The 12,731-nt window shown below is 71.8% G+C and carries 9 protein-coding genes; 6 read left to right on the forward strand and 3 right to left on the reverse strand.

Features of this window, described 5'->3' with window-relative positions; genetic code table 11:
* Nucleotides 1-169: 169 nt before the first annotated feature.
* Both CC117_RS31445 and CC117_RS31450 read right to left on the reverse strand, forming a co-directional pair.
* On the reverse strand, nt 170-2,437 hold the full coding sequence (locus CC117_RS31445; protein ID WP_071088224.1) for a DEAD/DEAH box helicase: 2,268 nt from the start codon (nt 2,435-2,437) through the stop codon (nt 170-172).
* A complete protein-coding gene (locus CC117_RS31450; protein WP_071091339.1) occupies nt 2,437-5,940 on the reverse strand; it encodes a DEAD/DEAH box helicase in 3,504 nt (1,167 codons plus the stop codon). The genes CC117_RS31445 and CC117_RS31450 overlap by 1 nt, the downstream gene beginning before the upstream one ends.
* A gap of 633 nt (nt 5,941-6,573) precedes the next feature.
* On the opposite strand from CC117_RS31450, the gene CC117_RS40765 reads away from it, so the two are divergent.
* From CC117_RS40765 to CC117_RS31480, 6 genes are all read left to right on the forward strand, one after another.
* A complete protein-coding gene (locus CC117_RS40765; protein ID WP_407673620.1) occupies nt 6,574-7,515 on the forward strand; it encodes a hypothetical protein in 942 nt (313 codons plus the stop codon).
* Entirely contained in the window at nt 7,434-8,048 is a 615-nt protein-coding gene (locus CC117_RS31460) for a SigE family RNA polymerase sigma factor (protein ID WP_071091345.1), read from the forward strand. Before CC117_RS40765 ends, CC117_RS31460 begins: the two co-directional genes overlap by 82 nt.
* Entirely contained in the window at nt 8,045-8,956 is a 912-nt protein-coding gene (locus CC117_RS31465) for a hypothetical protein (protein WP_071091348.1), read from the forward strand. The genes CC117_RS31460 and CC117_RS31465 overlap by 4 nt, the downstream gene beginning before the upstream one ends.
* Before the next feature lie 273 nt (nt 8,957-9,229).
* Complete coding sequence (locus CC117_RS31470) at nt 9,230-9,727, forward strand: hypothetical protein (protein WP_084133074.1); 498 nt, start codon at nt 9,230-9,232, stop codon at nt 9,725-9,727.
* An 82-nt stretch (nt 9,728-9,809) separates the two neighbouring features.
* Nucleotides 9,810-10,955, forward strand: coding sequence for a Fic family protein (locus CC117_RS31475; protein WP_071091354.1), 1,146 nt, complete (start codon nt 9,810-9,812; stop codon nt 10,953-10,955).
* A 440-nt stretch (nt 10,956-11,395) separates the two neighbouring features.
* The gene (locus CC117_RS31480; protein ID WP_071091357.1) at nt 11,396-12,148 is read left to right on the forward strand and encodes a DUF7662 domain-containing protein; all 753 of its coding nucleotides are present in this window, start codon (nt 11,396-11,398) and stop codon (nt 12,146-12,148) included.
* A gap of 34 nt (nt 12,149-12,182) precedes the next feature.
* Here the strand turns inward: CC117_RS31480 and CC117_RS31485 are convergent, their stop codons facing one another.
* A complete protein-coding gene (locus CC117_RS31485; protein ID WP_071091360.1) occupies nt 12,183-12,692 on the reverse strand; it encodes a GNAT family N-acetyltransferase in 510 nt (169 codons plus the stop codon).
* Between the last annotated feature and the right edge of the window lie 39 nt (nt 12,693-12,731).

A 12,731-nucleotide genomic window follows, 5' to 3' on the forward strand; every position in this document is an offset into this window, starting at 1 on the left:
CCGGCAGGGGCCAGCCGTGTTGAAGCGGCGCCCCATCGTCTCACTCCCTCTCCGGACCGGCACCGACACGCCGTGCTCTGTGTACCCGAGCCTACCGACCCGCGAGCTCCAGACGATCACGCACGTCGCAGGACCGGCGGCCACCCCGACTGAGGCGTCCGGGGCGGGTTCAGGTGGTGGCGGCCTCGGTGGCGATGCGCAGCTGTTCGGCTTCGACGATCTGGCGGGCGAGTTCCTGCTCGGAGACGTCCACGGCGTCGGGGGTGCCCTCGGCGACGGCGCTGCGCCGGGCGAAGGCGTCGAACATCCGCCGTTTCTCGGCGAGGATCTCGCGCAGGCGCCGGTCCACCCCGACGGTGCTGACCAGGCGGTGCACCTGCACGCCGCGGACCTGGCCCATCCGGTGGCACCGGGCGATCGCCTGCTGCTCCAGGGTGGGTTTCACCTGCGGCTCACACAGGATCACCACGGACGCCGCCTGCATGTTCAGACCGGTGCCGCCGGCCGCGATCTGGCTGACCAGCACCGCCGGACCGGCGACGGAACTGAACTCGTCGACGATGCGCTGCCGCGCGGTCGCCGGCGTGCCGCCGTCGAGGGGGCCGACGACCGTCACCACGCCACCCAGCTCGGCCCGGAGCGCCTGCTCCACCACCGTCAGGACGTCCAGGAAATAGGAGAAGACGACGACCTTGCGCCGGTTGGACGCCGCCTCGGCGACGATGTCGAGCAGCCGTCGCAGCTTGCCGACCTGGCCGCCGACGCCGCCGCCGGGTGCGGCGGAGCTGCCCGGTGCGGCCGGGGCCGGGTAGGCGGCGCGGCGCATGGCCATGAAGTTGCCGGCGAGCACGGCGTGGCGGTAGGCACGCTCCTCGGCCGGGCCGAAGTCCTCGGCCTCCTCGACCTCGATCAGCTCGGGCAGTTCGGAGAGCACGTCGTCGATGTTGCGGCGCAGGTAGGCCGGGGCGACCGCGCGCCGGAACGCCTCGGAGGCCATCCGCAGCGGTCCGGTGCCCGGGTCGGTCGTCAGCTCCGGTTGCAGGTAGCCGACGAGGGCGCGGAACTCCTCCACCCGGTTCTCCATCGGCGTCCCGGTGAGGAACAGCACCCGCCCGGCCCGGTCGGCGAGTCCGCGGACCGCCTGCGAGCGCAGGGCCTGCGGGTTCTTGATGTAGTGCGCCTCGTCGACGACCAGCATCCCGATCTCGACGTCGGACGGGACCGCCAGGGACCTCGCGACGTCGAAGGTGGTCACCGCGACACCGCCGTCGCGCGTCCAGCGACGCAGCTCACCGGCGCGTTCCGGCCCGTGCAGGCGACGGGCGGCGAGCAGGCTGCGGGCCTCGACCTCCCGCATCCAGTTGACCAGGACGGCGGCCGGCGCGACCACGAGGAAGTGGGTGGCGCCGAGCGTCCGCAGGTGCGCCAGTGCGGCGATGGCCTGGATCGTCTTGCCCAGGCCCATCTCGTCGCCGATGATCACCCGTCGCTGGACGAGCGCGAACCGTGCGCCGAACGCCTGGTAGCCGCGCAGCGCGACCCTGCGGTACGACTCGTCGAGCTGCTGGGCCCGCACCCGCTCGGCGATCTCGGCCGGCAGGCCGCCCTCGGCCGCGGCGACGTCCAGCCCGAGATCGACGATCTGGCTGAGCAGGCCGTAGTACTCGGGGGCGCGTCGCTCGAAGTCCTCCCACACGGCGCCCGGTTCGACCGGTGCGTCCACCAGGTCACCCGCGGAACGCAGCGGGCCGACGATCTGGTCCGGTCCGGTGGACGTCACCAGGCCGGTCGCGGTCGCGTGCCCGAGCAGCTCGTCGATGCGACTGACCGCCGCGACCGCCCGTTCCCGCGCGGACAGGCTGGCGAACAGGTGCCGTACTCGCCCCCGTGCCGGGGCGGCCTCGCCGATCCGGGCGGGCAGCTCCTCGGCGAGAACGGACGTCGTGTCACCGGCGCGGGCTTGGGCGAGGGCGCGTTCGACACGGTCGAGCCGATGCAGCGCGACGAGCAGATCGGTGCTGTAGGCGTTGGCCGGGTCGAGCTCGATGTGGAACCGGATGCTGTCCTCGGCGGCAGCGGAGAGCTGCCGGGCGGCGGCGACGATCTGCGTGATCGACCGCTCCCCGAGACCGGCGATGCGCGGGGCCGGGGCAGGCCCCGTGTCGAGCGTGTTCAGGACGTCCAGCACGGTGCGGAACCCGGCGGTCTCCAGCGGGCCCAGGCGCACCCGCTCGCCGGTGACCTCCCGCAGCCGGGCCAGCGGCATGGTCGCCAGGTCGCGCCGGACCATCTGGCCGCGCAGCGCCACGAACCGCTGCTCGACCTCCCCGCGGATCCGCGCCCTGCCCGCCTCGACGGCCTGCGCGGCGGCACCCAGCGTCTCGGCCTGCTGCAGCAGCCCGCGGACCGCCCGCCGGTCCGCGGGGTCGATCCCCATCAGAACCACCTCCGCCGCGACCGGCGCGCCGGGGGTTGGAGCGCAGGCGTGGGCTCAGGGGATACCGGCGGGGACGTCGTCCGCGGCCGCGGCGTGGACGACGCGACCGGCACAGAGGGCACGGGAGCAGGGTGGCCGCCGGCCATCCCCTCCACTCCCTCCACCTGCCCGTTCGACGAGACGGTGGGAAGGCGCACGCCGACGCGGGTCGCAAGGCCTGCCGGGACGACGAGGGCCACCGCCTCCACGACCGGTTCGGGCTGGTCGAGATGCAGGTCCGCCTCGATGTCGGCGAGCCGGCGGCCCAACCGGTACTCCAGAACCTCCGCGCGCTGCCGCGCGGTCGCCGGGCTGATGCGGCGGTCACGGGAGGCGGGCGTCACCACGTCGCCGGCCGCCCGCGTGCCGCTCCTCCTCGCCGGGCCCGGATCGTCGGCCCGCCAGGCCCGCCACTTCTCGATCTCGGCCCCCAGCCGGTCGGCGACCAACCGCCTCGCCCGCTCCGCGGGTGGCTGCACCCGCGCCCGCACCTCGTCCAGGTGAGAGGGCAGGAGATGGTCGAACGCCCACGTCCGCACCACGTCGGCCGGCGGTTCACGCAGCCAGGGGGCGGCGTCCCGGCCGGGGGCGGCGAGCGCCGCGGCGCGCACGGCATCCACCGGGCCCACCACACCCGCACCCACGGCACCCCGGCCCGCACCCGGGCCCACCGCACCCGTACCCGGGGCCGTCGTCCCCACGGCTGCGGCGTCGCGCAGTTCCAGATACCGCAGGTACGGCGCGGGTTCCCGGACCGACGCCGTGCCGTCCGGACGCAGCTCCACCACCGTCATCCGGCGCGACACCACACCGGCCGGCTGATGACCGTCCCGGATCTCGGCGCTGACGATCGCGAGCAGCCGCGGAACGTCGCCCGGATCCGTCGGGTCGACGAACACGGCTCCGCCCCGCAGCACGTCGCGTGCCCGGCGCAGGACCCCGTCGGTGACCGCCTCGACGAGGGGATGCGACGGTTCGAGCAGCTCCGCGGCCCTGGCGGGCCCGGTACCGAAGGTGACCCGCCGGTAGCCGGGATGCACGACACGCCGGGTGGGAGACACGACAGGGTCCTGACCGGTGTGCGTCGTACGGGTGTCCCGCAGCGCGGGCGGGACGTGGACGACCTGGTGCAGGCCGGGCTCTCGCGGCTCGACGCGGCCACCCAGGGTGGGGAGGGCGGCCAGGAAGAACTCCTCCACGTCCGCTGGCGCCAGCCCGTGTCTCGTGGCCGCGTCGTGCCGGCGCCGCAGCTCGTCGACCTGCGCGGCGGCCAGGACATCCGTGTGCAGGGCCCGCTCGTCGAGCAGCTCCACGAGCCCGGTGCCGACCGCCGCGTCGATGATCTCGTGCAGCCTGCCCCGGACGTCCGGGCTGTCGCCGTAACGGATCGCCTCGATAAGCAGGTCCCGCAGCGGCCGGTCGGCGAACGCCTGACCGAGGACGTCGAAGACCTTCCCGGAGTAGGCCTCGTGCTGCTGCTCGATCTTCTCCAGCAGCCGGTGGAACACGTCACCCTCACGGGTGTCGGTGGCCACCAGGTTCCACAGGTGGCACACCTCGCCCTGCCCGATGCGGTGGATGCGGCCGAACCGCTGCTCGATCCGGTTCGGGTTCCACGGCAGGTCGTAGTTGACCATCAGATGCGCCACCTGGAGGTTCACGCCCTCACCGGCGGCGTCCGTGGCGACGAGGACGCGGGCCCGTGGGTCGGAGGTGAAACGCCGCTGGGCCGCGAGGCGGCGCTCACGGCTGAGCCCACCGTGGATGAACTCCACCGCGGCTGCGTCGCCGAGCAGCGCGGTGATCCGCTCGACCAGGTAGGCCTGCGTGTCCCGGTGCTCGGTGAAAAGGATGATCTTGCCGAGCTGGCCGGACTCGTCCCGGGTGCGCAGGTCGTCCCGCAGGATCGTCCGAAGCTCCGACCACTTGCGGTCGGTGTCGGCCGAGCGCACGCGGCGAGCCATGCCCACCAGGTGATCCAGCGTCGAGATCTCCGCCTGGAGCTCCTCACGGGTCCGGGCCGCCGTGGCCGCGTCGGTGACCTCCTCCTCCAGGCCGACGAGGTCACCGAAGGTCATGCTGCTCCGAGCCGCCGTGCCGGAACCGCCCAGGTCGGGACCGTCCAGCTCGGGATCGTCCAGTTCGGACAGGATGTCGTCGAGCGCGCTGTCCACGCCACGGTTGTCCACCCTGCCGCGGCTGTCCACGCTGCCGTTCCACAGCCCGGCGAGCGCGCGCTCGACGTGGTCCGCCAGCCGACCACCGCCGCGACCGCGGTTGCTGCCACTGCTGTTCCTGCCACCGCTGTCGGCGAGCTGCTGGCGCAGGCGCTCCCGCCGCCGTTCGAGACTGCGCAGGATCGCCTCCGGGCTCGAGGCCAGCCGCCGTTGCAGGATCGTCAGCGCGAAGCCGACCGTGTTGCCGCGCTGCACCTCGCCGCTGGCACGCAGCCGGTCCGCGCGCCCCATCTCATGGCGGACGTAGTCGGTGACCGCCTCGTACAGCTCCCGCTCGGCGGGGGAGAGCTGGTAGGGCACGGTGTACGCGCGGCGCTCGGGGAACAGTGGCCGGCCGTCCAGCGTGCGCAGGTCCTCCTTGAGGAGCCGGCGCATGAGGCCGGTGGTGTCCGCGGCCCCGCCGTCGGCGGCGGTGAAGTTTCCCTCGAACCGGTCCGGGTCCAGCAGCGCGAGGAAGGCGTGGAAATCCTCGTGCCGGCCCGCGTGCGGTGTCGCCGTCATCAGCAGCAGATGTCGGGTGCGCTCCCTGAGCAGCTCACCGAGCTCGTAACRCCGCGTGGTCCGCAGCTCGTAGCCCGAATAGTGGGCGGACATGCGGTGTGCCTCGTCGACGATGACGAGGTCCCATTCGCTGGCCTCCCGCAGTCGGGTGAGCAGGTCGTTGTTTCTGCTCAGATGGTCCATGCGGGCGAGCAGGAGAGGATGGCGCTCGAAGACGTCGCTGCCGGGCGTCGCGGCCAGGTCCGTGCTGAGCCGTTCGAACACGAGCCCGAACCGTTCCCGCAGCTCGCTCTGCCACTGGTCGATCAGCGATCCTGGGACGACGATCAGGCAGCGCGCGACGTCGTCGCGCAGCATCATCTCCTTGAGGTAGAGCCCGGCGGTGATGGTCTTGCCCGCGCCGGGGTCGTCGGCGAGCAGGAACCGCAGCGGCGAGCGGGGCAGCAGCTCGTCGTAGACGGCCAGCAGCTGGTGCGGCAGCGGTTGCAGGGCGGACGTCGCCACCGCGGCCATGTCCGTGAAGAGGGTCGACCGCCGGATCCGCAGGGCCTCGGCGGCGAGGCGCCAGTCCCGCGGGTCGGCGCGGAAGGGCCCTGACCCTGTGACGCGCGCGAGGTCGGCCTCGCGGGAGCGCGGCAGTACCGACCTGTGGATGGTCCCGTCGTCGCGCCGGTACTCGACGAGCCGCGCATTGCTGCCGGCCGGCCGGACGGCGGTGACCACCACCGCCTCACCATGGACGATCCCGGTGACACGCCACCCGGGGCAGAGATCCTCCAGCGGTATTCCCGCAGGTACATGGCCATTTCCGTCCGCCTGCATCCAGCCCCCCGCCGCCCGACCGTGAACGTATGGCGGAGTCAACTTTATGCACAACGGAGGCTGGCGCGGGAAAGTTCGCCACCGGTGGGACGGGTACGCCGATTCCCCGGGGCCGTCGCCGTCCGATCGGCGGATCTGTTCATTGTTTGCTCGGCATCAAACGATTGTACTCGCGGCGGCATCGCTCATCGTCCGCGGAATGTGGCCTGGTAGTGGTCGCGGTGGAAGTCTGCCGGGTGTGGTCCGTTTCGCGGGCTACCGTGGATCATCCCCACCGATGGGGCGGCCCCGCCCGGTGTTAGCAGCACCGGAACGGGGCCTGGATCCGAACCCTGACCAACAYCAGGAGTCCGAACCGTGAAGTCCAGCATTGCACAGCGCTCCGCCGTCTCCGCGCTCTACTCCCATGTTCGGTCGATCAGGCTCGTCCCGACCCTCGTCGGCGGGCGGATGGTGTCGGTGCGCGTGCTGCGTTCCACGCTCCTCGGGATCGCCTACTACCTCGACGCGACGGACTGGTCGGGTGCGTTCCCGTCGATGTCCACGCTGGCCGCGCGGGCCGAGGTGTCGGAGTCCACCGCCCGGCGCGCGGTGCGTGCCCTGGAGATGGCCGGCGTCCTGGCCACCGAGCGCGGTGGCGGCCGCCGATCGAACCGGTACCGTCTGGTCCGTCCCCCGGCCCCGGCCTCGACGGCATCCCTGGAGTCAGGACCGGAGGCGCCGGTCGAGGACCGAGCTGCCCGGTTCTCGGAACCGATGACTCCCCAGGAATCCACCTCGCGTCCTCCCGGGGGGAGAACGCGGCGGCCCCGCTGGCCGGCCGCCGCGTCGAGGCGGGGACGAACGGTGCCCGAGGACCTGCGGCCACTCGCGGACGCTCTGGTGGCCCGGGGGCTGCGGGCGTCGTACGCCCTGACCGCGGGGCAGGCTGACCGGGTGCGTGCCGTGCTGGGGCGTGCCGGTGTGGGGGCCATGGTCGCGGCTGCCTACCGGGCACACCGTGCGGCCGATCCGGCCCGGTGGTGGTCGGCCTGGCTGGAGATCTGGTCGGGCCTGCACACCTCGCATACCCCACCCGCGCCGGTCAGCTCAGCACCAGCACAGGCGCCGATGGTGGGTGACGCGGCAGCGGGTGCTGCCGCCTGCCGCGCCGCACTCGTCTCGGCCCGACGGTTTCCTGCCCAAGGTGACCCGGAACGGCTGCGACCCGCCGGACCGGCTCGCAGCCTTCTCCGCCGCGGAACCGACTCAGGAACCGCGGCTGGCGATGCACCGTCTGCGCGGATCGTCCGCCTACGTTCAGACTGTCCTCACTGCCGGCCCGATACCGCTCAAATCGGCCCAACCCTGTCAACCCGTCAAGGCGACAGCGGCCTCTGCATGGGTGAGGAGGGGCCATGGACGATGAGGAGCACGACGATTTCCAGACGTACTTCACCGAGCGGCTGCCCGGCCTGCTTCGGCTCGCCTACCTGCTGACCGCGGACGCGGCTGCGGCCGAGGACCTGGCGCAGACGGCGCTGGCCCGCACGTTCGTCGCCTGGCGGCGGGTCCGCGCGAGCGACTCGCCGGATGCCTATGTGTGCCGCATCCTGATCAATGCCCACCGCCGCCAGTTCCGTACCCGTCGAATCGCGGAGACGCTGGTGCCGGTGGTGCCCGATCGGGCGCCGAGTGCCGGCGGTGAACTCGCCGCGGTGGACGACCGGGCGGGCCTCGCCGCGGCCCTGGCGGTGCTGCCGCGCCGGCAGCGGGCGGTCGTCGTGCTGCGGTACTGCGAGGACCTGCCGGAGGCGCGGGTCGCGGAGATCCTCGGCTGTTCGGTCGGCACGGTGAAGACGCACGCCTCCCGCGGGCTGGCTCGCCTGCGGGCCAACCCGTCGCTGCGCCTGGAAACGGGGATTCAACCTGCCGGGGCGAAACAGCGCATCGGAGGCAGAGCCGGGCGGCCCGTGCCGCGGCAGCCCAGGCCGGTGGAGGAGCACGACGAGATCTGGGGAGGGCTGGCATGAGCACCGACGAGTGGATCACCGAAAGGCTTCGGGACCRTGTGGCGACGGTGGTCGTCCATCCCTCGGATGACCTGTGGGCCGGGGTGCGGGCGCGGGTGCCAGGCGAGCGCCGCCGCCGGTACACCCGCCGGGCTGTTCCCGCCCTGGCGCTTGTTCTGGCCGCGGCAGGGGCCGCGACCGGCGTGGCGCTGGGAGGCGGTGCGGAGAACACGGTCATCACTCCGGCCGAAGTGCCTGCGCGCCCGGCGGGCGCCCGGTTGTATCCGCTCACCTTCACTCCGGACGAGGAGGCCCAGCTGGCACCTGAGTGCCAGCAGTCGTTCCCGGGGCCAGCCGACCCGGCGCGATTCCAGCCGCTCGACAACAGGGTGTGGGCGGCGGCCGGTGACGAGTTCGGAGCGACCGTGATATTCACCAACGGGACGGCGATCTTCGACTGTGATCTCCCGGCGAACTCCGCGGGAAGACCGGAAATCGTCGACGCCTATGCGGGTGGGTTTAGCGCACCCTCGGCTGATCGTGCTGCCGGGTTCGGGGTCGTCCCCCGTTCCGACCTTGACCTGGTTCACGGCGGCAGGCATGCAATTAGTGGCGGCGGGACCCCTGGCTCCCACCGCGACCGGACCCTCCACCTGGCGGCTGGACTGGTGTCATCGCGGGTCGCCAGGGTGACGGTGACGACACCCACCGGAGAGGTGAGCGAGGTTCCCATCCAGGACGGAAAAATCATCGTGAGATCGGTACAGGTCGACCCACCGGAGCCCGGCCCGAAGCCCGGCGACGATGACTACTTCCAGTCTTTCCATCAGAACGATGAAGCGTTCTCCGCCTGGAGCCAGTCGATTCGCCCRCTCATCCAGGCGTACGACGTCAGCGGGCGGCTCGTTGGCGAGGGCTATGCAATCTGACAGACCCTGACAGCATCCGGTGAGGGCAGGCCACTCGCCCGACATGATCGGCGTGGGCGGGTCAACTTCACCGCCCGGGCCGGTTCACGTCTCGCCGGGCGGGTGGGTGGGGCTGTGCGCTGGCCGGAACACGGTGCTGCGTCGGGTGCGGGCGTTACCCGATCCGCAGGTGGGTGTCGTTTCTTCGCGCTGGTCGAACACGCTCTCGACCAGCGCCCTGGCTCACCAGCCGACCCGATCTCGTCCGAGGACAGGAGAAGTGAGGCGTTGATCGTGGCGACATCGAGACGGACCCTCGCGCAGCGCCGAGCCGATCGTGCTCTCTGTTCGATCCCGGTCGCGCAGGTCCTCGGCATCCCGGTCCACACGGTGGCCGACGCGATGCGGTGGGCGGGAGTCGACGAGCCGCTGACCGTCACGCAGGCGAGGTCGTGGCGGGCGATGGCCAGCGAACCGCCGGGTTGGCTGGCCGAGTTGTTCACTGAGACGGCAGCCCGCAGAAGTCGCCGGGAACACCGCGAGCAGCTCCGGACCTTCGAAGCGGAGCACGCCACGCTGGTGCTCGCCGACGAGGTGGAACAGCGGCTGCTGGCTGGCCGGCGGATACGGGGCGACGAGGCTGAGCGCCTGGCGGCGGACCTGGCGTTCCGCGCCTGCAAGGAGCTCCTCCGCGGTGCCGAACCCTGCGACCTGCTCGCCCTGGACCGCGCTGCCCTGCGGTGGTCCGGCATTGACCCCGGCGATCGCGGCACCTGGCGCCTGCCAGAGTGAGCGCTGGCACCCACCTGATCGCGGGCGTTGTCGGGGATCGAACAGGACGGTGAACATGCTACGAGGCGCGTAGCATCGTCGCATGCTGTTTCGTGTGCCGGATGTCGACGCGGCCGACGAGCGGGTGCTGGCCGACCTCGAACGGTTCCGCGGCGAGCTGCGCCACCAGGTCGCCGAACCGCGCCGGTGGCTGGGGCAGCTGCGGCGCAGCCTGATCGCGGGCGCTGTCCGGGGATCGAACACGATCGAGGGCTACACCGTCGACGTGGCGGACGCCGAGGCGATAGCGGCCGGTGAGGAAATGCCGACGGCGCATGACGTACAGACCCGCGCCGCGATCACCGGCTACGCGGATGCGTTGACCTACGTCCTCCAGACTGCCCGGTTCGAGGTTTTCACGTTCCACCCGATGTTGTTGTCGGCACTGCACTTCATGATGCTGCGTGGTGATCTCGACAGATCGCCGGGAAGATACCGGCTCGGGCCGATCTGGGTGTCCGGCGCGCCGGACAATCCGCCGGTCTACACCGGGCCGGAGGCCGAGCACGTACCGGAACTCATGGACGAGCTGTGTGGCTGGCTGCAGGACGGAGATCTGGATGCGCCCGCGGTGGTCCGGGCCGCGATGGCACACCTGAACCTGGTCAGTATTCATCCCTGGCGTGACGGGAACGGGCGGATGGCCCGCTGCCTGCACACCCTGGTGCTCGCCCGGCAGCTGATCCTCGCGCCGGAGTTCTCCAGCATCGAGGAGTGGCTCGGTTCGTCTCCCCACAACACCGCGATGTACTACGCGGCACTCGGCGAGGCGCAGGGCGGGAGCTTTCAGCCGGAGCGCGATGCGCATAACTGGCTGCGATTCTGCCTGCGGGCCCACCATCTGCAGGCCCAGCTGGTCCAGCGCCGTCTCGAAATCGCGGCGGATGTCTGGCGGGCGCTGGCGGACCAGGTCGCGGCGGCCGGGCTCGGCGAGCGCACCGTGGCCGCGGTGTACGCGGCGACCCGGCCCGGGGGAGCACGGCGTACCACCTACATGAGTGATGAGGGTCTGACTCGCGACCAGGCGATCCGTGACCTGCAGGGGCTCAGGGGCGCCGGTCTGATCGAGGAGACCGGCCACGGCCGCACCCTGCGCTACCTCGCGGCAGGCACGGCCGCGCAGGCGGAACGCTCCGTCCGCACCTCGATCACCAGCCAGCCGCTCCACGACCCCTACGGCGCCGACTGACGTGGTGTCTGCCCGAGGGCAGAACTGTGGTAGGTGTCAGGAACGGTCGAGTACGGCGGCGCAGTTCGGGGTGCACAGCAGGTCGGTTCCGGGGCGGTTCTCCGTCCACGTTTCGCTTGACGGCGTGGTGATGCGGAGAAAGCTCCTGGTTGCGTCGTGGCCGTCGGCGATGTTGCTTCCGATCGCGCTGCCGGTCCAGGTGCGGGAGTTGATCTGGCGCGGATCGTAGGCGAACCAGTGGTAGACGTAGTTGGCCGCGTAGTCGTGTCTTTGTTGACCGGCTTCCTGGTGTTGGGATTTACCGTTTCGGGTTGCTGGGGTTGCTGGGGTTGCTGGGGTTGCTGGGGTTGCTGTCCAGCGGTGAGGTGACCGGTGAGATGGCTGGCGGCGACCGTTACGGTCCTCCCGAGAGACGAAACACGGGGCCGTTTGGGGGAGTCGTGGGGAAGTACGACGCGCTGCGGGACTATCTGGCGAGCCTGCCGGCCGGGGTGATCGTCGAGGCCCTGAGCTTCGAGGCGGTGGAGAAGCTGGTGGGGGAGCTGCCGCCGTCCGCGCGGCGGCTCCGGACCTGGTGGGCGAACAACTCGCACACGCAGGCGACGGCCTGGCGTGAGGCTGGCTGGCGGGTCGAGTCGGCGTATCCGGATGCCGGCCGGGTGGTCTTCGCCCGGGGAGCCACGGGCGGCACCCACGCCGCCCGCAAGGCGGCGGAAGCCGCCGCGGCCAGGGCCGAGGCGGCGAAGGCGGAGACGCTCGGCGCGTCGGAGGGCGGGTTCTCGGAGGCATCGGTGCAGGGGATGCTCGTCGCCCACCTGGCGAGGGAGGGCTGGGAGATCCGGCGGGTCGCCGAGACCGCGACGAAGGAGCACGGCGTCGACATCCTGGCCGCCCGGGACGGGCGCACGCTGGCCGTCGAGGTGAAGGGATTCCCCACCAGGGGCACCTACGCGGACCCGGCGCGGGCGGGCGAAGTCAAGCCGACCCAGCCCGGCACGCAGGCCCGGAACTGGTACGGGCAGGCGATCCTGCGGGCGATGCTCACCCATGGCGAGTTCCCGCACTACGAGGTGGCCATTGGTCTCCCGGACGTCCCGACCTACCGGCGGCTGCACGAACGGACCCGTGCCAGCCTCGACCGGGCCGCGATCGGGGTCCTGTTCGTCGACGAACACGGCGAGGTGCGTYCCTGAACCGGCAGCGACCAGGTGACCAGGTACGAGTTATTTAGATGGTTCTGTAGTAGCGGACCTGTGGCAGTGGCCGGAAACCGGCGCGTTCGTACGCGTGCCGGGCAGGCGCGTGGCCCGGATCACCGCCCGCCCCGATGACGGCAAGGGAACGGCCGGCCTCGCGGATGTGTTCGATGCCGCGGTCGAGCAGGGCGGCCCCGACTCCGCGGCGCTGGTCCGCGGGGTCCACGGCGATCATCTCGATCTCGCCGCAGTCGGATTCCGGCCCGTCGGACTCTCGGGTCAGCACGACGGCGACGAATCCCACCGGCCGTCCGTCGGACTCGGCGACCCAGCATCGGGCCCGGTCGCCGGAAAGCACCTCCCGCACCGCCTCGGCCTGCTGCCTCCGCCAGTCCGGGTACAGCCGACGGTAGACGACGCGACCGAGCACGTGCTCGAAGGATGCGAACACCGGCGCCCATGCCCGCAGCGAGAGTGCCACCACTGCGTCGACGTCGGCAGGCAGGAACGGGCGGATGTGCGGAGTCGGCGGCGGAGGCATGATCCGCAATTTTCCGCGCCGTCGCGGCCGCGTCAACGT

Source organism: Parafrankia colletiae (assembly GCF_001854655.1).
Classification (GTDB): Bacteria; Actinomycetota; Actinomycetes; order Frankiales; family Frankiaceae; genus Parafrankia; species Parafrankia colletiae.

Coding starts and splice junctions, on each gene's coding strand:
- CC117_RS40765 (WP_407673620.1), top strand. CDS start 6,574: ATGTCCACGCTGGCCGCGCGGGCCGAGGTGTCGGAGTCCACCGCCCGG.
- CC117_RS31445 (WP_071088224.1), bottom strand. CDS start 2,437: ATGGGGATCGACCCCGCGGACCGGCGGGCGGTCCGCGGGCTGCTGCAG.
- CC117_RS31475 (WP_071091354.1), top strand. CDS start 9,810: ATGCTGTTTCGTGTGCCGGATGTCGACGCGGCCGACGAGCGGGTGCTG.
- CC117_RS31485 (WP_071091360.1), bottom strand. CDS start 12,692: ATGCCTCCGCCGCCGACTCCGCACATCCGCCCGTTCCTGCCTGCCGAC.
- CC117_RS31460 (WP_071091345.1), top strand. CDS start 7,434: ATGGACGATGAGGAGCACGACGATTTCCAGACGTACTTCACCGAGCGG.